General features: G+C 72.3%; 25 protein-coding genes. 10 read left to right on the forward strand and 15 right to left on the reverse strand.

Features of this window, described 5'->3' with window-relative positions:
- Positions 1–21: 21 nt before the first annotated feature.
- Genes Prubr_RS33405 through Prubr_RS33415 form a run of 3 tightly spaced genes read right to left on the reverse strand, consistent with a single transcriptional unit; the run spans position 22 to position 2,328 of the window.
- Complete coding sequence (locus tag Prubr_RS33405; protein ID WP_212819315.1) at positions 22–270, reverse strand: hypothetical protein; 249 nt, start codon at positions 268–270, stop codon at positions 22–24.
- Positions 271–280: 10 nt separating this feature from the next.
- Positions 281–1,336 carry a helix-turn-helix transcriptional regulator gene (locus tag Prubr_RS33410; RefSeq protein ID WP_212819317.1) on the reverse strand — a complete coding sequence of 352 codons (1,056 nt, stop codon included), beginning with the start codon at positions 1,334–1,336 and terminating at the stop codon, positions 281–283.
- Positions 1,333–2,328 carry a helix-turn-helix transcriptional regulator gene (locus tag Prubr_RS33415; RefSeq protein WP_212819319.1) on the reverse strand — a complete coding sequence of 332 codons (996 nt, stop codon included), beginning with the start codon at positions 2,326–2,328 and terminating at the stop codon, positions 1,333–1,335. Before Prubr_RS33415 ends, Prubr_RS33410 begins: the two co-directional genes overlap by 4 nt.
- An 85-nt stretch (positions 2,329–2,413) precedes the next feature.
- Between Prubr_RS33415 and Prubr_RS33420 the strand changes: the two genes are divergently transcribed.
- Complete coding sequence (locus Prubr_RS33420) at positions 2,414–3,499, forward strand: DUF3866 family protein (RefSeq protein WP_212819321.1); 1,086 nt, start codon at positions 2,414–2,416, stop codon at positions 3,497–3,499.
- Between the two features lie 27 nt (positions 3,500–3,526).
- Here the strand turns inward: Prubr_RS33420 and Prubr_RS33425 are convergent, their stop codons facing one another.
- The 3 genes from Prubr_RS33425 to rfbA all read right to left on the reverse strand — a co-directional run bounded on the left by Prubr_RS33425 (position 3,527) and on the right by rfbA (position 6,128).
- Positions 3,527–3,724, reverse strand: coding sequence for a hypothetical protein (locus Prubr_RS33425; RefSeq protein WP_212819323.1), 198 nt, complete (start codon positions 3,722–3,724; stop codon positions 3,527–3,529).
- 82 nt (positions 3,725–3,806) lie between these two features.
- Positions 3,807–5,165, reverse strand: a complete 1,359-nt coding sequence (pafA, locus tag Prubr_RS33430; protein WP_212819325.1) for a Pup--protein ligase — start codon at positions 5,163–5,165, stop codon at positions 3,807–3,809.
- Positions 5,166–5,267: 102 nt separating this feature from the next.
- Positions 5,268–6,128, reverse strand: coding sequence for a glucose-1-phosphate thymidylyltransferase RfbA (rfbA, locus tag Prubr_RS33435; RefSeq protein ID WP_212819327.1), 861 nt, complete (start codon positions 6,126–6,128; stop codon positions 5,268–5,270).
- Between the two features lie 262 nt (positions 6,129–6,390).
- Here rfbA and rfbD point away from each other — a divergent pair, with 262 nt between their 5' ends.
- Positions 6,391–7,266 (forward strand): dTDP-4-dehydrorhamnose reductase, encoded by an 876-nt coding sequence (rfbD, locus tag Prubr_RS33440; protein ID WP_246568002.1) that lies wholly within the window; start codon positions 6,391–6,393, stop codon positions 7,264–7,266.
- 164 nt (positions 7,267–7,430) lie between these two features.
- On the opposite strand, the gene prcA is transcribed toward rfbD, so the two are convergent.
- The 5 genes from prcA to arc form a co-directional block, all read right to left on the reverse strand.
- A complete protein-coding gene (prcA, locus tag Prubr_RS33445; RefSeq protein ID WP_212819331.1) occupies positions 7,431–8,267 on the reverse strand; it encodes a proteasome subunit alpha in 837 nt (278 codons plus the stop codon).
- Between the two features lie 66 nt (positions 8,268–8,333).
- Complete coding sequence (gene prcB / locus Prubr_RS33450) at positions 8,334–9,173, reverse strand: proteasome subunit beta (RefSeq protein WP_212819334.1); 840 nt, start codon at positions 9,171–9,173, stop codon at positions 8,334–8,336.
- A gap of 218 nt (positions 9,174–9,391) precedes the next feature.
- Entirely contained in the window at positions 9,392–9,607 is a 216-nt protein-coding gene (locus tag Prubr_RS33455; protein ID WP_212819336.1) for a ubiquitin-like protein Pup, read from the reverse strand.
- Positions 9,608–9,719: 112 nt separating this feature from the next.
- A complete protein-coding gene (gene dop, locus Prubr_RS33460; RefSeq protein ID WP_343221550.1) occupies positions 9,720–11,234 on the reverse strand; it encodes a depupylase/deamidase Dop in 1,515 nt (504 codons plus the stop codon).
- A 289-nt stretch (positions 11,235–11,523) separates the two neighbouring features.
- Positions 11,524–13,305: a proteasome ATPase gene (arc, locus tag Prubr_RS33465; protein WP_212819338.1), complete on the reverse strand. Its 1,782-nt coding sequence runs from the start codon at positions 13,303–13,305 to the stop codon at positions 11,524–11,526.
- Between the two features lie 225 nt (positions 13,306–13,530).
- Here arc and Prubr_RS33470 point away from each other — a divergent pair, with 225 nt between their 5' ends.
- Complete coding sequence (locus Prubr_RS33470) at positions 13,531–13,827, forward strand: ferredoxin (RefSeq protein ID WP_212819340.1); 297 nt, start codon at positions 13,531–13,533, stop codon at positions 13,825–13,827.
- Between the two features lie 57 nt (positions 13,828–13,884).
- On the opposite strand, the gene Prubr_RS33475 is transcribed toward Prubr_RS33470, so the two are convergent.
- From Prubr_RS33475 to Prubr_RS33485, 3 genes are all read right to left on the reverse strand, one after another.
- Positions 13,885–14,457, reverse strand: coding sequence for a hypothetical protein (locus Prubr_RS33475; protein WP_212819342.1), 573 nt, complete (start codon positions 14,455–14,457; stop codon positions 13,885–13,887).
- Positions 14,458–14,472: 15 nt separating this feature from the next.
- Positions 14,473–15,384 carry a tRNA (adenine-N1)-methyltransferase gene (locus tag Prubr_RS33480; RefSeq protein ID WP_212828836.1) on the reverse strand — a complete coding sequence of 304 codons (912 nt, stop codon included), beginning with the start codon at positions 15,382–15,384 and terminating at the stop codon, positions 14,473–14,475.
- Positions 15,385–15,455: 71 nt separating this feature from the next.
- A complete protein-coding gene (locus Prubr_RS33485; protein WP_246569105.1) occupies positions 15,456–16,556 on the reverse strand; it encodes a site-2 protease family protein in 1,101 nt (366 codons plus the stop codon).
- Positions 16,557–16,690: 134 nt separating this feature from the next.
- On the opposite strand from Prubr_RS33485, the gene Prubr_RS33490 reads away from it, so the two are divergent.
- The 5 genes from Prubr_RS33490 (at position 16,691) to Prubr_RS33510 (ending at position 23,513) form a co-directional block, all read left to right on the forward strand.
- Positions 16,691–17,608, forward strand: a complete 918-nt coding sequence (locus tag Prubr_RS33490; protein ID WP_212819346.1) for a RecB family exonuclease — start codon at positions 16,691–16,693, stop codon at positions 17,606–17,608.
- Between the two features lie 78 nt (positions 17,609–17,686).
- On the forward strand, positions 17,687–18,925 hold the full coding sequence (locus Prubr_RS33495; RefSeq protein ID WP_212819348.1) for a sensor histidine kinase: 1,239 nt from the start codon (positions 17,687–17,689) through the stop codon (positions 18,923–18,925).
- Positions 18,926–19,021: 96 nt separating this feature from the next.
- Positions 19,022–19,729, forward strand: coding sequence for a response regulator (locus Prubr_RS33500; protein ID WP_281425862.1), 708 nt, complete (start codon positions 19,022–19,024; stop codon positions 19,727–19,729).
- Positions 19,730–20,196: 467 nt separating this feature from the next.
- Positions 20,197–20,964, forward strand: coding sequence for an ABC transporter ATP-binding protein (locus Prubr_RS33505; protein WP_212819350.1), 768 nt, complete (start codon positions 20,197–20,199; stop codon positions 20,962–20,964).
- Positions 20,964–23,513 carry an ABC transporter permease gene (locus Prubr_RS33510; protein WP_212819352.1) on the forward strand — a complete coding sequence of 850 codons (2,550 nt, stop codon included), beginning with the start codon at positions 20,964–20,966 and terminating at the stop codon, positions 23,511–23,513. Before Prubr_RS33505 ends, Prubr_RS33510 begins: the two co-directional genes overlap by 1 nt.
- Before the next feature lie 133 nt (positions 23,514–23,646).
- Here the strand turns inward: Prubr_RS33510 and Prubr_RS33515 are convergent, their stop codons facing one another.
- Positions 23,647–24,324 carry an HAD family hydrolase gene (locus Prubr_RS33515; protein WP_281425863.1) on the reverse strand — a complete coding sequence of 226 codons (678 nt, stop codon included), beginning with the start codon at positions 24,322–24,324 and terminating at the stop codon, positions 23,647–23,649.
- Positions 24,325–24,742: 418 nt separating this feature from the next.
- Here Prubr_RS33515 and Prubr_RS33520 point away from each other — a divergent pair, with 418 nt between their 5' ends.
- Positions 24,743–25,612: a PAC2 family protein gene (locus tag Prubr_RS33520; RefSeq protein ID WP_212819354.1), complete on the forward strand. Its 870-nt coding sequence runs from the start codon at positions 24,743–24,745 to the stop codon at positions 25,610–25,612.
- Positions 25,613–25,683: 71 nt separating this feature from the next.
- Complete coding sequence (locus Prubr_RS33525) at positions 25,684–26,700, forward strand: methyltransferase (RefSeq protein ID WP_212819356.1); 1,017 nt, start codon at positions 25,684–25,686, stop codon at positions 26,698–26,700.
- The last annotated feature ends 10 nt before the right edge of the window (positions 26,701–26,710 follow it).

Genomic DNA, 26,710 nt, shown 5'->3' on the forward strand with positions numbered 1-26,710 from the left:
GAGGGCCGCCGACCGCGCCGGTCAGCTGCCGCGTCGGGCCTGGATGACCGCCATCCGTCGCTGGGTGACCTCGAGCTTCTCCTGAAGTTTCTCGATCCGGTCCTGCAGGTCGACCGCGGTGTCCTGCAGGGACGCGACCTCGGCCTGCCGGGTCTGCAACGTCAGCGCCGCCCGCTGCAGCCCCGGCAGCCGGCGCAACAGGGGACGTACCGCGAGAAACAGGACGAGCAGCGCGAACAGCACCACCCCGAGCACGATCCACTTCACCACGCCGGTCAGCCTAGTGGGTCGCGGCCGCCGTCGCCGGGCGCGGCACGACCCGCGGCGCGCCGTCCGACGCGAACCCGGCGGCGGTGTCCGGTACGGAATAGGCGTCCAACGCAGACTGGGCCACGTCACGGACCTGCTCGACCAGTTCCGGCGGGCTGACCACGGTCGCCTCCGGCCCGAGTCCGAGCACGAACCGGCGCGCCCAGCCCAGGTCGCTGACCCGCAACGACACCAGCCACTCGTCGCCGTCACCGGGCCGGACCTGCTCGCACGGGTAATACTCGGTGATCCAGCGGCCGGCCCGACCGACCCGTACGGTCACCAGCGGCAGTTCCGGGGTCGGCTGGAACACCCCGGCGCTGAGGTCGTGCGGCTGCGCCTGCGGCGGCGCCACCGCCGGTTCGTCGAGTTCGGTCAACGCGTCGATGCGATCGGCCCGGAACAGCCGTACGGCCTCGGCCCGCCGGCACCACGCCTCGAGATAGGCGCGGCCGCCGACCATCAACATCCGCATCGGGTCGACGACCCGCTCCGACGTCTCGTCACGGGTCGCCGTGTAATAGGTGATCCGCAGCGCCCGGCCCCGCTCCACCGCACCGCGCAGCGTGTCGGCCCGGTCGCCGTCACCGGGCATGCGTACGGCCACCGGGGCACCGCCGAGGTCACCGGCCGCGTTCTCGATCTTCGCCAGGGCCCGCTCGATCGCGTCGCGGTTGGCCATCCCGGGCGTCTCGGCGAGCATCCGCAACGCCACCACCAGGGCCAGCGCCTCGTCGGGGGTGAGCCGCAGCGGCCGGTCGATGCCGGCGTCGTAGGTAATGGTGACCCGGTCGCCGTCGAACGCCATGTCGATCAGGTCGCCGGGCCCGTAGCCGGGCAGCCCGCACACCCAGAGCAGTTCCAGGTCCTCACGCAGCTGCCGCTCGGTGACGCCGAGGTCGGCGGCCGCCTCGGCGACCTCGATGCCGGGGCGGGCCAGCAGGTAGGGCACCAGGTTGAGCAGCCGGGCGAGCCGGTCGGCCGACGGCCGGGGCCCGCTGGAACGGGCCGGTGAGGAGGTGGTCATCGAAGCGCTCCCGCCGTCGCCGCCTCGTGCCGGGCGGCGATCTCCTTGAGTCGTTGCACAACGGCCTCGCGTACCTCGGGCGGTTCCAGGACCCGTACGTCGGCACCGTAGCCGACCAGCGCGCCGGCGAGCCGGTCCGGATCGGCGTACGACAGCACGAGCACGTCGCCGGCCGGGCCGGGCGTGGTCTCCTCGGCCCACCGGCGCAGCCCGGCGGCCCGGCCCGGGCGGGCCAGCACGGTCGCCCGACCGGTCCGCTCGACCGGCCCGGACCAGCGGGCCACGTGGCTGATCAGGTCAACCCCGGTCGGCGGCGTGAACGCGCCCGGCCGACCGGTGGCCTTCACCGCGCCGACGATGCGTGACAGCCGGAAGCAGCGGGTCGCGTCGCGGTCGACGTCGTGGCCGACCACGTACCACCGGCCACGCCAGCAGACCACGCCCCACGGCTGGAGCCTGCGGGTGCTGGCCGCGTCGTTCTCCGGGATCCGGTAGTCGAAGGTGACCGTACGTCGGTCGCGGGCGGCGGCGGTCAGCGGCGCGAACGTCGGGTCGACGGTGACGACGGGCTCGACGCCGAGGGTGGCCTGCGGATCGACGTCGATGCCGGCGGCCCGCAGCTTCGCCAGCCCGGACGACGCCGCGGCGGCCAGGCCGGCGTGCTGCCACAGCCGGGCGGCGATGCCGACGGCGGCGGCCTCGTCGGGTTCGAGCGGGATCTCCGGCAGCGCGTACTCGCGTTGCGCGATCCGGTAGCCGGGCTCGGTGTCGAAGGCGCTGGCGGTGCCGGTCTCCAGCGGTACGCCCAGGTCACGCAGTTCGGCCTTGTCCCGTTCGAACTTGCGCTGGAACGCCTCGTGGTCGCGGGCGTCCTCGGGGTCGTGCTCGTATCCGGGCACGGTGGCGGCGATCTGGGCGGCCGTCAGGAACCGGCGCGTCGACAGCAGGCAGATGACCAGGTTGACCAGGCGTTCGGTGCGGGTCCGGGACACGCCCCAGACGCTAGCAGTGTCCGTACGCCTGTGCGTACACCCCGCCGGGGCGTCCCGCCGCGTCGTCCGGATAGCGTGGTACCCCATGGTGCGATGGCGGTCGGGAACGGTCGTGGCCGTACGTCGGCGGTGGCACGGGGCGGCCGAGGTCGACGTGGCCCTGCCCGACGGGGCGACCCTGCGGGCTCTCGCCTATCCCGAACTGGTCGGTGACCCGGAGCCCGGCGACCGGGTGCTGCTCAACGTCGGCGCGCTGGTGATGGGGCTCGGCACCGGCGGATACGCGCTGGTCGTCGCGCTGCCGGACCGGCTGCCCGCCGACCCGCCGCAGGACGGCACCACCCGCGACGCCGGCCACCTGGTCAAGGCCCGCTACACCCCGTTGCAGCCGATCGTGCTCGGCGCCGACGAGGACGCGTCCCCGCACCGGGCGGTCCTCGCCGACGCGCACGACGTGGCCGGGATGCCGGTCGTCACCGCCGACCTGCACTCGGCGCTGCCGGCGGTGGTCGCCGGCGTCCACGCCGACCGGCCCGACGCCCGGGTGGCGTACGTGATGACCGACGGCGGCGCGCTGCCGGCCTGGTTCTCCCGGACCCTGGACGGGCTGCGCGGCACGCTGGCCGGCACGGTCACCGTCGGGCAGGCGTTCGGCGGCGACCTGGAGGCCACCAACGTGCACAGTGGCCTGCTCGCCGCCCGGCACGCGCTGCGCGCCGACGTCGCGGTCGTCGCCCAGGGGCCGGGCAACCTCGGCACCGGCACCCGCTGGGGCTTCTCCGGCGTGGCCGTCGGCGAGGCGGTCAACGCCGTCGCGGCGCTCGGCGGGCGACCGGTCGGGTCGCTGCGGATCTCGGCCGCCGACCCGCGCCCCCGGCACCGCGGCCTGTCGCACCACAGCGTGACGGCGTACGGCCGGGTCGCGCTGGCGCCGGCGGACCTGGTGGTGCCGGACGGGCTCGACGCCGACCTGGCCGCCGAGGTCGACGCGGCCCTGCAACCCCTGTTGGCCCGGCACCGGGTGGTTCGGGTCGATCCGGCCGGGCTGGACGCGGCACTGCGGGCCGCACCGGTGGGCCTGTCGACGATGGGACGCGGGCTGGACGCCGACCACGGCTACTTCCTCGCGGCGGCGGCGGCCGGCCGGCACGCGGCGACGCTGCTGGGCTGAGGTCGGCCGGGTCCCGGGACGGGCCGGTCAGCTCAGGATGACCAGGAGCGCCCAGGCGGCGATGATCGCCAGCAGGATGGTGGCGAGCACCCAGGTCGGCACCTTGTAGTCGCCCCGCCGGTTGCGCGCGATCTCCGCGGCGATCTTCTCCCGCCGCCGGTTCACCCAGCCCTGACGGACCTTCTCCGGGCTGTCCTCAAGGCGTTCGTCGTTCGGCTCGGCCATAGGCAGGAAAGCCTACCGTGCGGCCCCGCGCCGCCGCGGCCGGCCGCCCGACCAGGGGCCGGACGGCCGGTGCCGGGTGGCGTCACATGCTGGCGATCAGCCGTTCCACCCGTTCGTCGTAGGCCCGGAACGGGTCCTTGCACAGCACGGTGCGCTGGGCCTGGTCGTTGAGCTTCAGGTGCACCCAGTCGACGGTGAAGTCGCGGCGCTTCTCCTGCGCGTGCCGGATGAACTCGCCCCGCAGCCGGGCCCGGGTGGTCTGCGGCGGCGTCTCCTTGGCCTGGAAGACGTCCAGGTCGCTGACCACCCGGTCGACCTGGCCACGGCGTTCGAGCAGGCCGTGCAGCCCCCGCCCGCGCCGGATGTCGTGGTAGGCCAGGTCCATCTGGGCGATCCGCGGATGGGACAGCGGCAGATCGTGCTTGCTCTGGTAGCGCTCCAGCAGCTTCAGCTTGGTGACCCAGTCGATCTCCCGGGCGACCGGGTCCAGGTCGCCGGTCTCGACCGCCCGCAGCACCCGGCCCCACAGTTCGACGACCCGCTTGGCGGTCTCGTCGCCGCCGCGCCGCTCGACGAACTCGGTCGCCTTGGCCAGGTATTCCTGCTGGATCTCCAGGGCGCTGATCTCCTTGTTGGAGGCCAGCCGGACCTTGCGGCGCCCGGTGATGTCGTGCGACACCTCGCGGATCGCCCGGATCGGGTTCTCCAGCGACATGTCCCGCATGACGACGCCGGCCTCGATCATCTTGAGCACGATGTCGGCGCTGCCGAACTTCAGCAGCGTGGTGACCTCGTTCATGTTCGAGTCGCCGACGATCACGTGCAGCCGCCGGTAGCGTTCGGCGTCCGCGTGCGGCTCGTCGCGGGTGTTGATGATCGGGCGGGAGCGGGTGGTCGCCGACGAGACGCCCTCCCAGATGTGCTCGGCCCGCTGGGACAGGCAGTAGACGGCGCCGCGCGGGGTCTGGAGCACCTTGCCGGCTCCGCAGATGAGCTGACGGGTGACCAGGAACGGGATCAGTACGTCGGCGAGCCGGCCGAACTCGCCGTGCCGCGACACCAGGTAGTTCTCGTGGCAGCCGTAGGAGTTGCCGGCCGAGTCGGTGTTGTTCTTGAACAGGTAGATCTCGCCGGCGATGCCCTCGTCGTGCAGCCGCTTCTCGGCGTCGACGAGCAGTCCCTCGAGAATCCGTTCACCGGCCCGGTCGTGGGCGACCAGGTCGACGATCGAGTCGCATTCCGGGGTGGCGTATTCGGGGTGGGAGCCGACGTCGAGGTAGAGGCGGGCGCCGTTGCGGAGGAAGACGTTGCTCGACCGGCCCCAGGAGACCACCCGGCGGAAGAGGTAGCGGGCCACCTCGTCGGGGGAAAGTCGCCGTTGGCCGCGGTAGGTACAGGTGACGCCGTACTCGGTCTCGATGCCGAAGATTCGCCGTTCCATGAACAGACATTAGCCGGCCGGAGCCGCCGGTGGTCACCGTCACGACCGCCACGCCGCACCGACCCGCCGGCAAAAATTCCGGGTACGACCCGGCCCCGCCGATCAGTCGAGCAGTTCCAGCAGGTAGTCGCCGTATCCACTCTTGGTCAACGGCGCGGCGAGCGCCCGCAACTGATCATCGTCGATGAGCCCGGCCCGCCAGGCGGCCTCCTCGACACACCCGATCTTCAGCCCCTGACGTTCCTCGATGACCCGTACGAACTCGGCCGCCTGCACCAGCGAGCTGAAGGTGCCGGTGTCGAGCCAGGCGGTCCCCCGGTCCAGGACCGTCACGGAGAGCTCACCGGCCTCGCGGTAGGTCTCGTTGACCGTGGTGATCTCCAGTTCGCCGCGGGCGCTCGGGGTCAGGCCGCGGGCGATCTCGACCACCCGGTTGTCGTAGAAGTACAGGCCGGGTACGGCGTACCGGGACTTCGGCTTCTCCGGCTTCTCCTCGATCGACAGCACCCGGCCGTCGGCGTCGAAGTCGACCACGCCGTACGCCTCGGGGTTGGCCACCTGGTAGGCGAAGACCCGCCCGCCGACGAGCCCGCCGTTCTCGGCGAGCTGCCGGCCGAGCCCGACGCCGTGGAAGATGTTGTCGCCCAGGATCAGCGCCACCGACCGGTCGCCGATGAAGTCGGCGCCGAGCACGAACGCCTGTGCGATGCCCTCCGGCCGGGGCTGGGCCACGTATTCCAGCCGCAGTCCCCACTGGCTGCCGTCGCCGAGCAGCCGCTGGAACTGCGACTGGTCGTCCGGGGTGGTGATGACCAGGATCTCGGAGATCCCCGCCGCCACCAGGGTGGACAGCGGGTAGTAGATCATCGGCTTGTCGAAGACCGGCATGAGCTGCTTGGACACGGCCCGGGTGATCGGCCACAGCCGGGAGCCGGTACCGCCGGCCAGGAGGATTCCACGCACGGCCGGAGCGTACCGGTCGCGGGCCACCGGCGGCCGTGCGCTGTCGGCAGCCCGACGGACGCCCGGCCTGTTCGGACCACGGCTCCGTCACCGGGGTCCCGTAGACTCCCGAACTCGTGAGCGAGCGCAGCGAGCGAACCAACAGGCCCAGTGGTGCTCACGGCGGCGCCGAGCGGAGCGAGGTGACCGTGAGCGAGCGCAGCGAGCGAACCAACAGGCCCAGTGGTGTTCACGGCGGCGCCGAGCGGAGCGAGGTGACGCCGTGACCCGGTGGTTGGTGACGGGTGCGGGCGGGATGCTCGGGAGCGACCTGCTGGCGGTTCTCGGCGGGCAGGCCGGGGCGCGGGTCACCGTGACCACCCGGGCCGATCTGGATGTCACCGACGCCGCCGCGGTCAAGGCCGCGGTCGCCGGCCACGACCTGGTCGTCAACGCCGCCGGTTGGACCGACGTGGACCGCGCGGAAGCCTGCGAGGCCGAGGCTGCGGAGGTCAACGGGACCGCCGTCGCCAACCTGGCGACGGCATGCGCCGCGACCGGTGCCCGACTGCTGCACGTCTCCACCGACTACGTGTTCGCCGGCGACGGCCGCGAGCCGTACCCGGAGGACCATCCGACGGCGCCGGTGAACGCGTACGGGCGCGGCAAGCTGGCCGGCGAGCAGGCGGTGGCCCGGCTGCTGCCCGGCGACGGCTACGTGGTGCGGACCGCGTGGCTGTACGGGGAGCACGGCAGGAACTTCGTCACCACCATGCTGCGGTTGGCGGCCGAGCGGGACACCCTCGAGGTGGTCGACGACCAGCACGGCCAGCCGACGTGGTCGTACGCGCTGGCCGGCCGACTGGTCGCGCTCGGCGACGCGGCCCTCGCGGGACGCGCGCCGGCCGGGATCTACCACGGCACCGCGTCCGGCCGAACGACCTGGTACGGCCTGGCCCGGGCGGTGTTCGGGCTGCGTGGGCTGGACCCGGACCGGATCCGGCCGACGACCAGCGAGCGGTTCGTCCGCCCGGCGGCGCGGCCGGCGTTCAGTGTGCTCCGGCACGACCGGTGGCGGTTGGCGGGGCTGCCGCCGATGGCGGACTGGCACGAGCAGTTGACCGAGGCGTTGTCCGGCGACTGGCCGGCACCGCACTGAGCCGTCCCCGTACCCCGCCGACCCGCGTCCCCTCGAGGGCCGGGCGGGTGATCGTCTGCTGCTGAGGCGGTCGACACGCCGGGTCGGCGCCGTCTGAACAGCAGACGATCACCGCACGGCCGGGGGCCGCGGTGCCCGGCAGGGCCGGACACCGCAACCCGGGCTCACTTGTCGGCGTCGGGCTCCTGCTCCGGCTTGCCCTCGAGGTCCGCCGACGCGGCCGACACCGTCGGCTTGTCCGGGCCGACGGCGGGCGTCCTCGGCCCGTCCTCGGCGGCCGGTTCGGCGGACTTGGCGCCGCCGGTGCCGTCGAGCAGCGCGGTCAGCGCCGCCCCGGTGATCCGCCGGAAGGTACGGCCGACGCGGCGCCGGTCGAGGATGGCGACCTCGAGCTGGTTGGCGGCGATCGTCCGGGCCGCCCCGCCCTCGCCGCCGACGCTGCTGAGCGCCTTGACGGCGAGCTTGGCGGCGTCGGCGAGCGACAGGTCGGCCCGCCAGTCGCTGCGCAGCGCGGTGGCGATCGCCTCGGACTGGCCACCCATCGCCATCAGGCCGGGCTCGTCGTTGACGGACCCGTCGTAGGTCAGCCGGTAGATCTCGTCGTCGTCCGGGGTGTTGCCCACCTCGGCGACGCAGATCTCGACCTCGAACGGCTTGGACTGCTCGGTGAAGATCGCGCCGAGGGTCTGCGCGTAGGCGTTGGCGAGAGCGCGGCCGGTGACGTCGCGACGGTCGTAGCTGAAGCCGTTGAAGTCGGCCATCCGTACGCCGGCGCGGCGCAGGTTCTCGAACTCGTTGTAGCGGCCGACGGCGGCGAAGCCGATCCGGTCGTAGATCTCGCTGACCTTGTGCAGGGCACTGGACAGGTTTTCCGCGACGAAGAGCACCCCGCCCTCGTAGCTGAGGACCACCGCGCTGCGCCCGCGGGCGATGCCCTTGCGGGCCAGCTCGGAGCGGTCCCGCATGATCTGCTCGGGCGAGGCGTAGAACTGCATGGCCACGAAGCGGCTCTCCTTCGACCTGGTGACGACGGGTTGATGCGGCGGGGCGGGATCGGCTCGGCGGGGTCAGCCGCCCGGGTTCTCCATCCGGCCGGCGACGACGGCCTCGGCGACCGTGGCCGTCTCGGCGTCGGTGAGCCGGTGGGTGCCCTCGGCGGTCGCGGTCATCACCACCGGGTAGATCCGGCGGGTGAGGTCGGGGCCGCCGGTGGCGGTGTCGTCGTCGGCGGCGTCGTAGAGCGCTTCGACGGCGAGTCGTACGGCCTCGTCGGCGGACAGCCCGGCCCGGAACCGCTTCTTCAGCGCGGAGCGGGCGAACAGCGAGCCGGAGCCGATCGCGTCGTAGCCGGTCTCCTCGTAGGGGCCGCCGGTGACGTCGAAGCTGAAGATGCGGCCGGCCTTGGCCGGGTCGGTGGCGGAGAGGTCGTATCCGGCGAAGAGTGGGATGACGGCGAGGCCCTGCATCGCGGCGCCGAGGTTGCCGCGGATCATCGCGGCGAGCCGGTTGGCCTTGCCGTCGAGGGACAGCATCGCGCCCTCGATCTTCTCGTAGTGCTCCAGCTCGACCTGGAACAGCCGCATCAGCTCGATGCCGATGCCGGCGGTCCCGGCGATGCCGACCAGCGAGTACGGGTCGGCCGGGTGCACCTTCTCGATGTCGCGCTGGGCGATCAGGTTGCCCATCGTGGCCCGCCGGTCGCCGGCCATGACCACGCCGGTGGCGCAGGTGATGGCGACGATCGTCGTCGCGTGCGGGGCCAGGTCGGCGGCCGGGCCCGGCGGCAACGGCCGGCGGCCGGGCAGCAGCTCGGGGGCGGCCAGGCTCAGGAACTGTGTGAACGAGGACGTCCCCACGTTGGTGAACGCACTGGGAAGCCGCCCGGATGGATCAAAACCCGCTGCCACGTGGTTCCTCTCAGGTTGGTTCGCCTTGGCCACGGCCGTCCGGTCGTCGACGGGACGCCCAGGGCCGCCGGTGCAGTTGAAGCAGGGTATCTCGCCGGTCCGGCCGACGCGATCATCACGTCGGACATGTCGACGCCGGCTGCGGCCGTGCCGGTGGACGGCGGCCGGCGTACCACCGCCGCCCACCGGGACGACTCAGTCCTAACTGGACCGGACGGCTACTGGCCGCCCTTCTGGACGTAGCCGCGGACGAACTCCTCGGCGTTCTCCTCGAGCACCGAGTCGATCTCGTCGAGCAGGTCGTCGACGTCCTCGGTGATCTCGGCGTGCCGTTCGGCGACCTCGGGATTCGCCTCGGCCGTTACCTCGTCGACCTCTTCGTCACGACGGGCCTTTCCGGACTGCGACTGACCGCCGGTGTCACGAGTAGCCATCTGCGTGCCTCCCTCAACATCGCCTGGGGAAAATCTACCCCGCCCGGGCGGCGAATCCGCCTGCCGCGCGACACGTTTCGCGTTACGCGAAGCGAGCGGCCGGCGGCACCCGTCAGTTGGTGATGACCTCCAGCAGGTCCTTGGCGCTGGCACACCGGTCGAACAGCGCGCCGACGTGCTTCTTCGTGCCCCGCTCCGGCTCCATCATCGGCACCCGCACCAGCGACTCCCGGCCGACGTCGAAGATCACCGAGTCCCAGCTCGCGGCGACGACCTCGGAGGCGTACTGGGCCAGGCAGCGGCCCCGGAAGTAGGCCCGGGTGTCCTCCGGCGGCTGCACCATCGCCGAGCGGGTCAGCTCGTCGGACAGCAGCGTGGCCATCGAGCCGCGGGCCACCAACCGGTGGTAGAGGCCCTTCTCCGGCCGTACGTCGGAGTACTGCAGATCGACCAGCTGCAGCTTGTGTGAGGCCCAGGCGAGCTTCTCCCGTTCCCGGTAGCCCTCCAGCAGCCGCAGCTTGGCCACCCAGTCCAGTTCGCCGGCACACAACATCGCGTCGCGGCCGAGCCGGTCGAGCACGCTCTCCCAGCGGGCCAGTACGTCCGCGGTCGCCTCGTCGACGTCGGCACCGTAGCGGTCCTCGACGAACGCGCTGGCCCGCTCGAAATACGCCCACTGCAGGTCCAGGGCGGTGAGCCGGCGCCCGTCCCGCAGCCGCATCAGGTGGGTCAGCCCCGGATCGTGGCTGACCGCCCGCAGTTCGCTGACCGGGTCGGCGATGCCGAAGTCGGGCGTCATCACCTTTTCCTCGATCATGGTCAGCACCAGCGCGGTCGTGCCGAACTTGAGGTAGCTCGAGATCTCCGACAGGTTGGCGTCGCCGATGATGACGTGCAGCCGGCGGTATTTGTCGGCGTCGGAGTGCGGCTCGTCGCGGGTGTTGATGATCGGCCGCTTCAACGTCGTCTCCAGGCCGACCTCGACCTCGAAGAAGTCGGCCCGCTGGGAGATCTGGAAGCCCGGCTGCGAACCGTCCTGGCCGATGCCGACCCGGCCGGCGCCGCAGACGACCTGCCGGGTCACGAAGAACGGCGTCAGGTAGGCGACGATGTCGGCGAACGGGGTCTGCCGACGCATCAGGTAGTTCTCGTGGGCACCGTAGCTGGCGCCCTTGTTGTCGGTGTTGTTCTTGTAGAGGTGGATCGGGTGGGTGCCCGGGATCGTGGCGGCCCGGCGCGACGCCTCGGCCATCACCCGCTCCCCCGCCTTGTCCCAGCGGACCAGGTCCAGCGGGTTGGTCACCTCCGGAGTCGAGTACTCCGGGTGCGCGTGGTCGACGTACAGCCGGGCACCGTTGGTCAGGATGACGTTGGCCAGGCCGAGATCGTCGTCGGCGAGCGCCTCGGCCGGATCGTACGCCGAACCGGAATAGGTGAACCCGCGGGCGTCGCGCAGCGGCGACTCCTCCTCGTAGTCCCACCGCGCGCGGCCACCCCGGTTCAACTCCGGGCGCGCGCCGTAGGCGTTGACCACCTGTGACGAGGTGACCATCGGATTGGCTCCGGGCTGGCCCGGCACCGAGATTCCGTACTCGACCTCGCTGCCCATGATCCGCCGTACGCTCACGACGCCTCCTCGCTGCGCTCGGACCCGTCGTGGGGAGAACTGGGCCAGCCGACTCGCTCGCTACGCTCGCTCATGCCGCCTCCTCGCCGCGCTCGGACCCGTCATGAGAAACACTGAGCCAGCCCGTTCGCTCGCTACGCTCGCTCACGCCGCCTCCCCGCTCTCCACACCCATACCCCGAGGGTAGTCGGAGCGGGTGCCACCGCGCCGGCCACGTCGTGGCGCGGCGGGACCCGTTTCCGGATACGACGAAGGGGCGGCGTCCCGCCGCCCCTTCGTCGTGGCTCCGTTACAGGTACTGGCCGGTGTTGCTGGCGGTCTCGATCGACCGGCCCGCCTCGGCGCCCTTGCCACCGGAAACCAGGGTACGGATGTAGACGATCCGCTCGCCCTTCTTGCCGGAGATCCGGGCCCAGTCGTCGGGGTTGGTCGTGTTGGGCAGGTCCTCGTTCTCGCGGAACTCGTCGACGCAGGCGTCGAGCAGGTGCTGCAGGCGCAGCCCCTTGCGACCCGAGGAGAGGAACTCCTTGATCGCCATCTTCTTGCCCCGGTCGACGATGTTCTGGATCATCGCGCCGGAGTTGAAGTCCTTGAAGTAGAGGACCTCCTTGTCACCGTTGGCGTAGGTGACCTCGAGGAACTTGTTCTCCTCGGTCTCGGAGTACATCCGCAGGACGACCGACTCGATCATCGCGCCGACCGTGGCCTGCGGATCCTGGCCGTGCTCGGCCAGGTCGTCGGGGTGCAGCGGCAGCCCGGTGAGGATGTACTTCGAGAAGATGTCCTTCGCCGCCTCGGCGTCCGGACGCTCGATCTTGATCTTCACGTCGAGCCGGCCGGGCCGCAGGATCGCCGGGTCGATCATGTCTTCCCGGTTGGAGGCGCCGATGACGATGACGTTCTCCAGGCCCTCGACACCGTCGATCTCGCTGAGCAGCTGCGGAACGATGGTGTTCTCGACGTCGGAGGAGACACCGGAACCGCGGGTGCGGAAGACGGAGTCCATCTCGTCGAAGAACACGATGACCGGGGTGCCCTCGCCGGCCTTCTCCCGGGCCCGCTGGAAGATCAGCCGGATGTGCCGCTCGGTCTCGCCGACGTACTTGTTGAGCAGCTCGGGGCCCTTGATGTTGAGGAAGAAGCTGGTGTGCTTCTCCTCGCCCCGCCGCTCGGCGATCTTCTTCGCCAGCGAGTTGGCGACCGCCTTGGCGATCAGCGTCTTGCCGCAGCCGGGCGGGCCGTAGAGCAGGATGCCCTTCGGCGGGCGCAGCTGGTGCTCGCGGAACAGGTCGGCGTGCAGGAACGGCAGCTCCACCGCGTCGCGGATCTGCTCGATCTGGGCCTGCAGGCCACCGATGTCGGTGTAGTCGACGTCGGGGACCTCCTCGAGGACCAGCTCCTCGACCTCGCTCTTCGGGATGCGCTCGTAGGCGTACGCCGAACGGGGTTCGACCATCAGCGAGTCACCGGCGCGCAGCGCCGCGCCGATCAGCGTCTCGGCGAGGTGGACGATCCGCTCCTCGTCGGCGTGGGAGATCACCAGCGCCCGGTCACCCGGTCCGCCGCTGGGATTGTCCAGGATCTCCTTGAGCATCACGACCTCGCCGACCCGCTCGAAGCCGAACGCGTCGACGACGTTGAGCGCGTCGTTGAGCAGGACCTCCTGGCCACGGCGCAGCTCGTCGACCTCGAGCGACGGCGACACCGCCACCCGCAGCTTGCGGCCGCCGGTGAAGACGTCGACCGTGCCGTCGTCGTGTCGGGTCAGGAAGACGCCGTAACCGCTCGGCGGCTGCGCCAGGCGGTCGATCTCTTCCTTGAGTGTGACGATCTGGGACCGCGCTTCCTTGAGCGTGGTCACGAGGCGTTCGTTGTTCTCGGTCAGCCGGGCCAGCTGCGCCTGCGTTGCCGCGAGCCGTTCCTCGAGCTGCCGGACGTGTCGGGGGCTTTCGGTCAACTTCCGCCGCACCAAGGCCAGTTCCTCCTGGAGGAACGCGACCTGGGTGGAGAGATCGTTGGCCTCCTTCTCCCACCGTGCGGCGCGCGAGTCCGCGTCGTCACTGCGTGCCACGTCCCACCTCCCCGGGGCTCGAACGTTCTGCCATAACCCTAACCGGTTTGCGGCCGATTCGAACCCATGCAACGCGCTCGTCACTGAACCTTGATCGCCAGGGGTGGTCCGTTGGGGACCGGACCACCGGTTCGGGTACCGTCGGCCCCGTGCGTGCCCGCCCGACGGGATCCGCGGCGACCCCGCGGCCGGGCCCGGCGCACCGAGGATCGCGGGAGGTACGTGGTGACGCAGACCGGCACGGAGACCGACGAGCTACGGGTCTGGGTGGACCAGGACCTGTGCACCGGCGACGGCCTGTGCGTGCAGTACGCGCCGGAGGTCTTCGAGTTCGACGTCGACGGGCTGGCCTACGTCAAGGACGGCGACGGCGACCTCAAACTGGCCCCCGGCAGCCGGGTCGACGTGCCCACCCACCTGCGCCTGGACGTCATCGACGCCGCCCGGGAGTGCCCCGGCGACTGCATCCACGTGCTGCGCCGCACCGACGACGTGGAGATCGCCGGTCCCGACGCGGAGTGAACCCGGGCCGGCCGGCACCACGCCGGCCGCCGGACCCACCACGCCGGCCGCCCAGACTCAGAGCAGCGGCCGCCCGACCATCGAGGCGACCTGCCGCGCGAACTCCTCCAGCCGGGCGATCTGCCCCGGGCCGCCGTCGTCGACGGTCTTGCCGAACCGCAACGCGTCGTGGCGCGGGCCGATGTGGTGCTCGTCACTCGAACCGGCCTCGTCCAGCGACCGCAGCAGCAGATAGACGTCGATGCTGTCGACCTGGATCTGCCCGCCCGGCGTACGGGTCACCCGCCGCCGGCAGCCGACCTCGGTGACCGTCGACAGCGGCACGACCCGCAGCGACGACGTCATCGCCCCGGACGGGCCGTCACCGGGCGGCACGTCCTCGCCGTGCCACAGCACCAGCCGGCTGCCGTCACAGACCACGACCTCCTGCCACACCCCGTTGACCTCGTTGACGAAGCGCTCGAGGGTGAAGCACATGACCCGGCCGCCACGCAGCACCCCGGCGAGCGCGTCCAACGCCACGTCGGGGTCCCGCAGGTAGGCCCGCGCCGCCGAGTCCAGGTCCTGGTACGGCGACCAGTCCGGGAACACCGCGGGCAGGTCACCGCCGCCGGGCGACGGCCTACTCATCCGGTCCACTGCGGTTCACGTCGCGGCTCCCTCCCCGGTGTCGGTCCCGGTCGCCGTGGCGGCCCGGGCCGCGGCACGACGCAACGCGTACGCCTCCGCGCCCTTGCTGGGCTTGCGCCGGCGCGGCGGCGCGGTCACGCCGGGGGCGAGCCGGCGCGACGAGACCAGGAACGCGGTGTGGGCGATCATCCGGTGGTCGGGACGCACGGCCAGCCCGTCGACGTGCCAGTCGCGGACCAGCGACTCCCAGGCCCGCGGCTCGGTGAACCCGCCCCGCTCCCGCAACGCCTCGACCAGCTCGGACATCTGCGGCGTGGTCGCCACGTAGCCGATGAACACCCCGCCGGGGACCAGGGTCCGCTCGACCAGGTCGAGCGCCTCCCACGGCGTCAGCATGTCCAGGATGATCCGGTCGAACCCGGTCTGCTCGCAGCCGGCCACGTCACCGACGTGCAGGTGCCAGGCCGGATGCGGCCCGCCGAAGAACGCCTCCACGTTACGGCGGGCGATCTGGGCGAAGTCGTCCCGCAGCTCGTAGGAGTGCACCTCACCGGTGGCGCCGACCGCGCGTAGCAGCGAGCAGGTCAGCGCGCCGGAGCCGGCACCGGCCTCCAGCACCCGCGCACCGGGGAAGACGTCGCCCATCGCGACGATCTGGGCGGCGTCCTTCGGGTAGATCACCTGCGCGCCACGCGGCATCGACAGCACGTAGTCCGACAGCAGCGGCCGCAGCGCCAGGTAGGTGGTGCCACCGGTGGAGGTCACCACGCTCCCGTCCGGCTGGCCGATCAGCGCGTCGTGGTCCAGCGCCCCGCGGTGGGTGTGGAACGCCTTGCCCGGCTCCAGCACGACCGTGTGCATGCGGCCCTTGGGGTCGGTGAGCTGCACCCGGTCGCCGGGACGGAACGGGCCGCGGTGGGCGGGCACCGGCGCGCCGTCGCCGCCGTCGGCGGCCGGTACGGCACGAAGCTCGGTGGTGGTGCCCGCGTTGTGCTGCGTCACGTGACAATCTTCCGTTTCGGTTCGAGGAGCCGCGCCAGATCGGCGACGTGCAGTACGCCGACGACATCTTCGCCTGCCGTCACGAGGTACTGCACGGCCGGGTGGGCCTGAACGGTGTGGACCACCCGTTCACCGTCGAGGTCCCGGGAGATGCGGGGTACGCCGTCGAGGCCACGGGCGACCGTGTCGACCGACACCCAGGGCCGGCGCTCGGCGGGCACCGCCTCGGCGGCGACCGGGTCGACCAGCGCCACCAGCCGCCCCGACGAGTCGGTGACGCCGAGCGCCGCCGGCCGGTCCTTCGCCGCACCGTCCTCGCCGGCCCGGCGCTGCGCCTCGGCCAGCGGCATGCCCGTCGGTACGGCGAACACCGGCCGGGCCAGCCGGCCCAGGTCGACCAGCGCGAAGCGGCGGCTGATCCGGGCGACCCGGATCGACTGGCCGGCACCCTGCCACAGGGTGAACGCGACCAGCAGCATGAACAGCAGCCCGAACGTGGTCAGCACGCCGACGGCCGTCAGCCAGACGACGACCGCCGCGGTGGCCAGCGCGACCGACCGGCCGACCCAGCCGGCGACCTCGGTGCCCAGGTGCCGGTCCCGGCTGGCGGCCCACACCGCGGCGCGCAGCGCCCGGCCACCGTCGAGCGGCAGCCCGGGCAGGCTGTTGAAGACCGCGACCAGCAGGTTGCTGACCGCCACCTGGAAGGCGAGCTGGTCGAGCAGGGTGCCGTTCGGCAGGGCGACGGTGACTCCGACGGCGGCGAACCCGAGCAGGAACGAGACCGCCGGCCCGGCCAGCGAGACGTACAGGTCGACGCGTGGGCTGGGCGCGTCGCGCTCCATCTCGGTGTAGCCGCCGAGCAGTTCCAGGGTGATGCCGCGTACGCCGATGCCGTAGCGGCGGGCGGTCAGGGCGTGGCCGAGTTCGTGCAGCAGCACCGAAAGCAGCAGCAGCACGACGAACCCGAACCCGACCGCGTAACCGGCGGCCGGTGACAGATCGAGCCGCTCCCGGACGAACGAGCCGTACAGCACCGTCACCAGGACGGCGAGCAGCAGCATGGAGGCGTTGAGGTGGACCGGCACCCCGAACACCCGCCCGATCGTGAGGCCGGACCGGCGTTCGGCGGGGCGCTTGCGCGGTGAGGTGTCCTCCATCATGTCGATGCTACGGGGAGATCGGCACACGGCTCCGGCGACCGTCGTACCCCTCGAATAGCCTTTCGTGCATGACGGCGGAGACGGTGGCAACAGCAACGGCGGAAACAGCGACGGCGGCCGGGGTGGTGCCGGCGCAACCGTCGCTGTCACCGTCGCGGGCGGCGGACTTCAAGACCTGCCCGCTGCTGTTCCGGTTCCGCAGCATCGACCGGCTCCCCGAGCGGCCCACCGCCGACCAGGCCCGCGGCACGCTGGTCCACGCCGTACTGGAGCGGTTGTTCGACCTGCCCGCCGACGAGCGCACCCCGGCCGCGGCCGGCGACCTGGTCACGCCGCAGTGGCAGCGGCTGGTCGCCGAGCAGCCGGACCTCGCCGGGCTGTTCGCCCCCGACGACGCCGACGGGCCGGCGGCCTTCCTCGCCTCGGCCCACGGACTGCTCGACGGCTACTTCCGGATGGAGGACCCGCGCCGGCTGGAGCCGGCGGAGCGGGAGACGCTGATCTCGACCGTGGTCGACGACCAGTTGCTGATCCGCGGCTACGTCGACCGGCTCGACGTGTCACCCACCGGCGACCTGCGGGTGGTCGACTACAAGACCGGCGGGGCGCCGCGCGAGGCGTTCGAGGCGCGGGCACTGTTCCAGCTCAAGTTCTACGCCCTGGTGCTGTGGCGCACCCGCGGCGTGGTGCCGAGGGTGCTGCGCCTGATCTACCTCAAGGACACCGAGGTCTGCGACTACACGCCCGACGCCGACGAACTGGCCCGGTTCGAACGGACCCTGGTGGCCCTGTGGCGGGCCATCGAACAGGCGACCGCCGCCCAGGACTTCCGGCCCAAGCCGAGCCGGCTCTGCGACTGGTGCAACCACCAGGCCCACTGCCCCAGCTTCGGCGGCACTCCCCCGCCGTTTCCCGAACACCCGGTCGCCGGCGGCGGCCGGCCCGGCGACCCCGGCACCGCCCTGCCGCCCGGCGCGGACGAGTGAGCATCCTCCGCGAGGAGGAGACCCAGGTCCGCAGCGGTGACGATCGGCACGGCCCCGCCAGCCGATAGCGTCGCGGTCATGACCGTGGCCACCGCACCGAGCGCCGGCCCGCCGTCGACGCGCCGGTGGAGCAACCGGTCGCCGTGGCGGGGGCTGCCGTTCGACCTGCTGCTGGCCGCCGGGGCCGTCACGGTGGAGCTGGTGCTGCGCGCCACCGGCCCGGCCGAGCTGCGTACGCAACCATGGCCGGCGACCGTGTGCTGGAGCCTGCTGTCGGCGGTGCCGATCGCGCTGCGCACCGTCGGGCTCTGGCCGGCCATCGCGCTGTGCGCGGTCCTCGTGCTCGTCCCGCTGGTCACCGGCTACCAGGCGCTGACCGTGGTCTTCGCGCTGGTCCTGCTCACCTACCAGGGCGCGGCCCGGCTCCGGCTGCGGCCGGCGATCGCCGGCACCGTTGTGCTGTGGGGCCCGGTGCTGGTGGCGAACGCGGTCGTCACGCCCACCGTCGACACCGTGCCTTACCGGACCTACGCACTGCTGAACATCGTCCTCGTGGCGCTGGTGGCGTTCTTCGCGGGCCGTACCGTGCACGGCCGGCAGACCCGCCACCGGGCGCTGGAGGACCGGGCCCGGGCCGCCGAGGAGAACCAGCGGTCGCTGGCCGAGCAGGCCGTCACCGACGAGCGGCGGCGCATCGCCCGCGAACTGCACGACGTCGTCGCCCACCACGTGAGCGTGATGGGCGTGCTGGCCACCGGGGCGCGGCGGGTGCTGCGCCGCAGCCCGGAGACCGCCGACGAGGCGCTGGGCACGATCGAGGAGACCAGCCGTACGACGCTGCGCGAGATGCGCCGCCTGCTCGACGTGCTGCGCACCGACGAACCGGTCGCCGACCTCAGCCCACAGCCGGGTCTGGCCGGCATCGAGGCCCTGCTCGAGCAGGTACGCGACGCCGGCCTGCCGGTGGCGCTGCGGGTCGACGGGGCGCCGGTGGAGCTCGATCCCGGGGTCGCGTTGACGGTCTTCCGGATCGTGCAGGAGGCGCTGACCAACACCCTGAAGCATGCCGGTGCCGCCACCGCCCAGGTACGGCTGAGCTTCGGCATCGACTGGCTCGTCGTCGAGGTCTTCGACACCGGCCGCGGGCCGGCCCTGACCCCGGCCCGGCTCGGCCACGGCCTGGTCGGCATGCGCGAGCGGGTCGCCCTGTACGGCGGCTCGCTGCGCACCGGCCCCCGACCCGGCGGCGGTTTCCGGGTGTACGCGAAGATCCCGATGGAGCATCTGGGCGCACCGACCAGCGAGGGGGCAGCGTGACCGAGCGCAGCGAGGGGGCAGCGTGACCGAGCGCAGCGAGGGAACCAACGGACCCGGTCGCAGTCACGCGACCGCCGAGCGCAGCGAGGTGGACGCGTGACCGAGCGCAGCGAGGGAACGGGTACGGCGGGGGCGGCCGAGCGGCCGGTACGGATCCTGCTCGTCGACGACCAGCCGCTGCTGCGCACCGGCTTCCGGATGGTGCTCGGCGCCGAGGACGACCTCGACATCGTCGGCGAGGCCGGCGACGGTGTCGAGGCGGTCGACCTCGCCCGCCGGCTGCTGCCCGACGTGGTGCTGATGGATATCCGGATGCCGCGGATGGACGGGGTCGCCGCGACCCGCGCCATCGTCGACGCCCGGCTGCCGGTCCGGGTGCTCATCCTGACCACCTTCGACCTCGACGAGTACGTCGTCGGCGCGCTGCGGGCCGGGGCGAGCGGCTTCCTGGCCAAGGACGTACCCGCCGACGACCTGGTCAGCGCGATCCGTACGGTCGCCGCGGGCGAGGCGGTCGTGGCGCCCCGGATCCTCAAGCGCCTGCTCGACCAGTTCGCCGACACGCTGCCCGACCCGTCGGCGGCGCCGCCGCGCGGCCTGGACGTACTGACCGAACGCGAACGGGAGGTCCTGGTGCACGTGGCCCGCGGACTGTCCAATGCGGAGATCGCCCGGACCCTGACGGTCAGCGAGACGACGATCAAGACGCACGTCGGGCACGTGCTCACCAAGCTGGGCCTGCGCGACCGGGTGCAGGCGGTCGTCCTGGCGTACGAGACGGGCCTGGTCCGCCCCGGCTCCTGACCCGGCCCCCGCCCCGCACCCGGACCGGCGCCGCACCACCGGGCCCGGCACGCCCGCCCCCGGGCCCGGCACGCCCGCCCCTGAGTCCGGCACGCCCGCCCCTGAGCCGGCCGCCGCACACCGGCACGGCCACGGGACGGTCGACGGACGCCTCGAGGAGGAGGCCCGACCGCGTGCCGTACTCCGCGGGTCGTAGCCGAACACCACGTACGACGTACCGAAGGACCGTTCGCGCGCACGACGGCCCGGCCACCGACGGCGCATAGCGTGTTCGTAACGGCGCTCAGGGGCAACCCTGAGCACCGCTCGGGGCCGACCCGCACCGGGAAATCCGCGACCGGTCCGCCCCAGGTCGGACGTACCGGCCGCCGGCCGCCGTGAGGATGGAAGCTGCCGGCCGGGCCGACGGTCCGGCCGGTCCAGAGCATTCGACGACCGCGCCACACGAACGTGACGATGGAGGAGCAATGACGCCGACCGACCCCCGCCGCCCCCAGGTGGCAGCCCGGGCGAGCGACGTATGGAGGGTGTACGGCACCGGTGAGGCCCAGGTCGTCGCGCTGCGCGGGGTGACCGCCGAATTCGAACGCGGCGCCTTCACCGCCATCATGGGACCGTCCGGTTCGGGCAAGTCGACCCTGATGCACTGCCTCGCCGGCCTCGACACCGTCACCCGCGGCGAGGTCTTCGTCGGTGACACGAAGGTCACCGGCCTGAACGACAGCGGCCTGACCAAGCTGCGCCGCGACAAGATCGGCTTCATCTTCCAGCAGTTCAACCTGCTGCCGACGCTCAGCGCCCAGGAGAACATCCTGCTGCCGCTGTCGATCGCCGGCCGCAAGCCCGACCCGGCCTGGTACGACACCGTCATCGACACCGTCGGCCTGCGCGACCGCCTCAGCCACCGCCCCGCCCAACTCTCCGGCGGACAGCAGCAGCGGGTCGCCTGCGCCCGGGCCCTGGTCGCCCGGCCCGAGGTCATCTTCGCCGACGAACCCACCGGAAACCTCGACTCCCGCGCCGGCGCCGAGGTCCTCAACTTCCTGCGCAACTCCGTACGCGAACACGGCCAGACCATCGTCATGGTCACCCACGACCCGGTCGCCGCCTCGCACGCCGACCGCGTCGTCTTCCTCGCCGACGGGCAGTTGGTCTCCGAACTGTTCGACCCGACCCCGGAAACCGTGCTCGACACCATGAAGCGCCTGGACGTGCTCGTCGAGGCGGCCCGCTGATGCTGCGCGCGACCCTGAAGAGCCTGCTCGCCCGCAAGGTGCGGCTGGTCCTCTCCGGCCTGGCCGTGGTGCTGGGCGTGATGTTCGTGTCGGGGGCGTTCGTGCTCACCGACACCCTCAGCCGCTCCTTCGACTCGGTGTTCGCCGACGCGTACGCCGGCGTCGACGTCAACGTCGCCGGCAAGCCCAAGGTCTCCGCCGGCGAGTTCGGTGGCGAGCCGGTCACGCCACCACTGCCCGCCGACACCGTCGAGCAGGTCCGCGCCGTCTCCGGCGTCGCCGCCGCCACCGGCGTCGTAGCCGCCGACGGCGCCCGCCTCATCGGCGCCAACGGCAAGGTCGTCGCCTCGTTCGGGCCGCCGCAACTCGGCGAGAACTGGCTCGGCGAGACCGACCTCGTCAAGCTGCGCGACGGACGCGGACCACAGGCCGACGACGAGATCGTCGTCAACGCCGGCCTCGCCGAGGCCGGCAAGGTCGCCGTCGGCGACCGGGTCGGCGTCCTCACCCTCGAACCCCGCCGCGACTTCACCGTCGTCGGCGTCTTCGAATACAGCGGCGGCCGCGACAGCATCGGCGGCGCACACGAGATCTTCTTCACCGAACCCGTCGCCCAACAGCTCATGCTCGGCGAAACCGGCGTCTACAACAGCATCACCGTCACCACCGCCGACGGCGTCACCGCCCCGGAACTGCGGGACCGGCTCGCCGCCACCCTCGGCGCCGACTACGACGTCAAGACCGGCGAACAGCTCTCCGCCGACAGCGCCGCCGGCCTCAAGGAGGGTCTGTCGTTCTTCAACCAGATCCTGCTCGGCTTCGCCGGCGTCGCCCTGCTGGTCGGCACCTTCCTGATCCTCAACACCTTCTCGATCATCGTCGCGCAACGAACCCGGGAACTGGCCCTGATGCGGGCCATCGGCGCCAGCGGCGGACAGGTCATCCGGTCCGTACTGGTCGAGGCGCTGGCCGTCGGCCTGATCGCGTCCGTCCTCGGCCTCGCCGCCGGCGTCGGCGTCGGCGCCCTGCTGGCGTACATCGCCGGCCAGTTCATCGGCGGCCTCACCCTGGCCAGCGTCGCCGTACCGGTCAGCGCGGTCGTCAGCTCCTTCGCGGTCGGCATGCTGATCACCGTCGTCGCCGCCCTCCTCCCGGCGCTGCGGGCCGCCCGGATCCCACCGATCGCCGCGATGCAGGACGTCGCCACCCCGGACCGGCCGCTGACCCGGATCACCGTCGCGGGCGGCATCGTCACCACCATCGGCGCCGCCCTGCTCGCGGCCGGCCTCACCGACAACGCCGGCGGCAACACCCTGGCCGCCGTCTTCGGCGGGGTGCTCGCCTCGTTCGTCGGCGTCGCCCTGCTGACCCCGGTGATCAGCCGGCCGGTCGTGTCACTGCTCGGCCGGCTGTTCGCCTGGTCGGTACCGGGCAAGCTCGGCCGGCTCAACTCCGGCCGCAACCCGCGCCGGACCGCCATCACCGCCGCCGCCCTGATGATCGGCATCGCGCTCGTCACCGGCGTCACCGTCATCCTCGACTCGGCCAAGACCAGCCTCTCCGCCCAGGCCGAGGACACCATCAACGCCGAACTGGTCGTGTCCGGGATCCAGACCGGCCCCCGCCCGCCGACCTTCGACCCGGCGGTCGTCGACCGGGCCGCGGCCCTGCCCGGCGTCGCCGGCGCCGTGGGCCTCTACAACGACGCCGCCATCGTCGACGGCGAACAGACCTGGGTCCTCGCCGCCACCGACATGGCCGTGGTGCGTGACATCTACAGCGCCACGCCGGACTCCGGCACCCTGGACACGCTGCGCCCCGACCAGGTCGTGCTCAGCGCGCCGGCCGCCACCGAACGCGGCCTGTCGGTCGGCGACCAGATGACGGTGCAGCTGTCGCGCGGCGAACCGCACACCTACACGGTCGCCGCGATCGTCCCGCAGGGCCGGCTCCCCAGCTCGATCGTGCTGCCCCGCGAGGCGGCGGCGGACTTCGCGATCCCGCAGCCGGTCATGGCGTTCGTACGGCTCGACGAGGGCGCCTCCGTCGAATCGGTCCAGCCGGCCCTGGAGGCGCTCGTCGCCGACAGCCCCGAGGTGACGGTCGCCGACCGCAGCGCATTCATCGCACAGCAGGCCAGCCAGTTCGACGTCATCCTGCAGATGATCCAGATCCTGCTGGCGCTGGCGATCGTGATCGCGGTGCTCGGCATCGTCAACACGCTCGCGCTGTCCATGCTGGAACGTACCCGGGAACTGGGCCTGCTGCGGGCGATCGGGCTGCGCCGCCCGCAACTGGTCCGGATGGTCACCGTCGAGGCCGTGGTCATCTCGGTCTTCGGAGCACTGCTCGGCGTCGTCGTCGGGCTCGGCCTCGGCTCCGCCGTCACGTACGCGCTGCGCGACGAGGGCATCACCGACCTGGTGCTGCCGTGGGGCCAGATGGCGGTGTTCCTCGCGCTGGCGGCCGTCATCGGCGTGGTCGCGGCCGCGCTGCCGGCGCTGCGGGCGGCCCGGATCAACGTGCTGGGCGCGATCGCGCACGACTGATCCGGCGCGGACCCTCCCGGAGCACGGCGGGGGTCGGGAGGACGGGGCGGCGTTCCGGTGGGGGGGACGCCGCCCCGCGTCGTGCCAGGGTGCCCGGCCCGCCGGGCGGGCCGGGCACCCTGCCGGCGCGGGTTCAGCGGGGCAGTTCCAGCGGGGTCAGCAGGCTGGTGAGCAGGTCCAGGTCCGCCGCGGTCAGCGTCTCCAGCAGCCGTACGCCGAGCGCCGGGTCCAGCGGCGCCTCGCCCCGTACGGCCAGCACCGCCGCGCCTGCGGCCAGCGCGCTGGCCACCCCGCTCGGCGAGTCCTCGATCGCGACACACCGGTCCACCGGTACGCCGAGCATCCGCGCCGCGGTCAGGTAGGGCTCCGGGTCGGGCTTGGCGGCGGCCACCTCGTCACCGCAGACCACCGCGTCGAAGCTGTCGCGGCCCAGGGTGTCGAGCGCCACCTCGACCAGCTGCCGGGCGGTCGAGGTGACCAGGGCGGTGGGAATCCCGGCGGCGCGTACGGCACGCAGGAGGGCGAGCGCGCCCGGCCGCCACTCCAGCCCGTCGACGAACAGTTCGGCGACCCGCCGGTGCAGGAACGCGGCACCCAGCGCCGGGTCCCGCCAGGGCTGGCCGAGGTCGTCGTGCAGGATCCGCATCGAGGTCGCCATCGCGCTGCCGACCATCGCCATCCGGGCCTGCCGCGACAGCACCCCGCCGTACTCGGCCGCCAGCTCGGTCATGGCCGTGTCCCACAGCTTCTCGCTGTCGACGAGGGTGCCGTCCATGTCGAACAGGACGGCGGCGACACTTCTCGTGGTCACGTCGGGGCTCCTCGCGCGTGGTGGCCGGCCGGGTGCGGTCCAGTGTCGCCCGGACCGGCCCGTAGCCGACCCCTCCCGCCGCCCGGGGTGACGGGCCTCACCCGGCCGGCGGCGCCCGCCGATCCGCCCGTCCGGACACCGTCGCGGGCCCCGGCCGCGTGCGATGGTGCGGCCCTCCGGGGACGCCGGCCCGGGCCGGCCGGGGGCACGGCACGGTGCGGAGCCGGGCCGTCCAGGGGTCGGGAGCGACGGTCCGGTGATCGGGACGGCGCGGCCGTCGGGCCGCAGGCCGGCGCGGCACGTAGGCTGACGGTTGTGCGGGACGAAAGGTGCGCTCAGTGACCGGGCCGGACGTGACGGACCGGGAGCGGGCCACCGTCCGGCCCCGACCGACGACCGAACGCAGCAAGGAGATGCCGTGAGCGAGTTCGATGGGCTGCCGGTGCTGCGGTCGCCCGTGGCGATCGCGGCCTTCGAGGGCTGGAACGACGCCGCCGACGCCTCGACGGCGGCGGTCGAGCACCTCGAACAGGTGTGGCAGGCACGCCAGGTGACCGAGCTGGATCCGGAGGACTTCTACGACTTCCAGGTCAGCCGCCCGACGATCGTCCGGCCCGAGGGCGAGAACCCCCGGGTGGAGTGGCCGACGACCCGGTTCATGGTCGCCAGCCCCGAGGGCACCGACCGGGACGTGGTGCTGATCCGCGGAATCGAGCCGAGCATGCGCTGGCGGACGTTCTGCGAGCAGGTGCTCGAGGTCTGCCACAGCCTCGAGGTCAACCGGGTGGTGCTGCTCGGCGCGCTGCTGGCCGACGTGCCGTACACCCGGCCGCTGCCGATCAGCGGCAGCGCGTCGGACAAGGACGTCGCCGAGCGGTTCCAGCTCGTGCCGACCCGCTACGACGGGCCGACCGGGATCGTCGGGGTGCTCCAGGACGCGTGCAACCGGGCCGAGGTCGACGCGATGACGTTCTGGGTCCACGTGCCGCACTACGCCAACAACCCGCCGTGTCCGAAGGCGACGCTGGCGCTGCTGCACCGGGTCGAGGACGTGCTCGACCTGCCGGTGCCGATGGCCGACCTGGCGGAGGAGGCGGCCGAGTGGGAGCAGCGGGTCCGCACGGCCGCCGAGCAGGACGCCGAACTGGGCGAATACGTCCGCGAGTTGGAGGAGCGGGTCGGTGACGCCGGGATCCAGCCGTTGACCGGGGATGAGATCGCCCAGGAGTTCGAGAAGTACCTGCGTCGCCGGGGCGGTTCGGCCGGCCCGACGGCGGGGTCCTGGTGATTCACTCAAAGCAACTGTCAAATAGCTGACAGTTCCCGTCACTGAACGCATCGAAGTGTTCACATGTCCGTATGATCACTCCTACTCCCCTGATGCGTCTCGTGACCGGTTTCTGGAGTTTCAAGACGTTCGCCACCGCGGTCGAACTCGACCTGTTCACCCGGCTGGCGGACGGCCGGACGGTCACCGTGCAGGAGACAGCCGACGAACTCGGCATCGCCGAACGCCCCGCCGACCTGCTGCTCACCGCCTGCGCGTCGCTGGGCCTGCTGGAGCGCTCCGGCGACGGCTACCGGAACACCGAACTGGCCGAGGAGTTCCTGGTCGTCGGACGGCCCTACTACTTCGGCGGGCAGGTCCGGTACTGCAACGAGCGGACGTACCTGCCCTGGCACCGGGTCGACCAGGCACTGCGCGACAACAAGCCGGTCACCTGGGACCCGCAGGCACAGGAGTCGCTGTTCACCACCGCCGACCCGGTCATGCTGGAACTGTTCTGGGAGGCGATGTACTCCACGTCGCGGTTCACCGCCCGGGCCCTGGCGACCGCCTACGACTTCAGCCCGTACCAGGCACTGCTCGACCTCGGCGGCGGCTCCGGCGCCTTCCCCATCGAACTCTGCGGCCGGCACCCGAAGCTGCGCGCGACCATCCTCGACCTGCCGCACGTGTGCACCCTCGCCGACGCCCAGGTCGCCGACGCGCGCCTGAGCGACAACATCACCACGGTCGCCGGCGACTTCCTCACCGACGCGCCGCTGCCGCCCGGACACGACGTGATCCTGCTGAGCATGATCCTGCATGACTGGGACGAAGCCACCAACGTCGCCATCCTCGGCCGATGCTTCGACGCCCTACCCTCCGGCGGCGCCGTGGTGATCTGCGAACTGCTGCTCAACGACGACCGCACCGGGCCGGCGGACGCCGCCCTGATGGGCATGAACATGCTGGTGGAGACCGAGGGCGGCCGGAACTACTCCGGCGCCGAGTACCGCGACTGGCTGGCCCGGAGCGGGTTCACCGACGTCCGCGTCGTCCCGTTCGACGCCCCCGGCGCCAACGGCGCGGTGATCGGCCACCGCCCCTAGCGACGTTCCC

The sequence above is a fragment of the Polymorphospora rubra genome (assembly GCF_018324255.1).
Classification (GTDB): Bacteria; Actinomycetota; Actinomycetes; order Mycobacteriales; family Micromonosporaceae; genus Polymorphospora; species Polymorphospora rubra.

Bases quoted from the DNA above. Each gene is read 5' to 3' on its own strand.
- Prubr_RS33495 (WP_212819348.1), top strand. From the start codon at position 17,687: ATGACCGTGGCCACCGCACCGAGCGCCGGCCCGCCGTCGACGCGCCGG.
- Prubr_RS33525 (WP_212819356.1), top strand. From the start codon at position 25,684: ATGATCACTCCTACTCCCCTGATGCGTCTCGTGACCGGTTTCTGGAGT.
- Prubr_RS33490 (WP_212819346.1), top strand. From the start codon at position 16,691: ATGACGGCGGAGACGGTGGCAACAGCAACGGCGGAAACAGCGACGGCG.
- Prubr_RS33410 (WP_212819317.1), bottom strand. From the start codon at position 1,336: ATGACCACCTCCTCACCGGCCCGTTCCAGCGGGCCCCGGCCGTCGGCC.
- Prubr_RS33510 (WP_212819352.1), top strand. From the start codon at position 20,964: ATGCTGCGCGCGACCCTGAAGAGCCTGCTCGCCCGCAAGGTGCGGCTG.
- Prubr_RS33455 (WP_212819336.1), bottom strand. From the start codon at position 9,607: ATGGCTACTCGTGACACCGGCGGTCAGTCGCAGTCCGGAAAGGCCCGT.
- Prubr_RS33420 (WP_212819321.1), top strand. From the start codon at position 2,414: ATGGTGCGATGGCGGTCGGGAACGGTCGTGGCCGTACGTCGGCGGTGG.
- pafA (WP_212819325.1), bottom strand. From the start codon at position 5,165: ATGGAACGGCGAATCTTCGGCATCGAGACCGAGTACGGCGTCACCTGT.
- Prubr_RS33425 (WP_212819323.1), bottom strand. From the start codon at position 3,724: ATGGCCGAGCCGAACGACGAACGCCTTGAGGACAGCCCGGAGAAGGTC.
- Prubr_RS33505 (WP_212819350.1), top strand. From the start codon at position 20,197: ATGACGCCGACCGACCCCCGCCGCCCCCAGGTGGCAGCCCGGGCGAGC.
- Prubr_RS33475 (WP_212819342.1), bottom strand. From the start codon at position 14,457: ATGAGTAGGCCGTCGCCCGGCGGCGGTGACCTGCCCGCGGTGTTCCCG.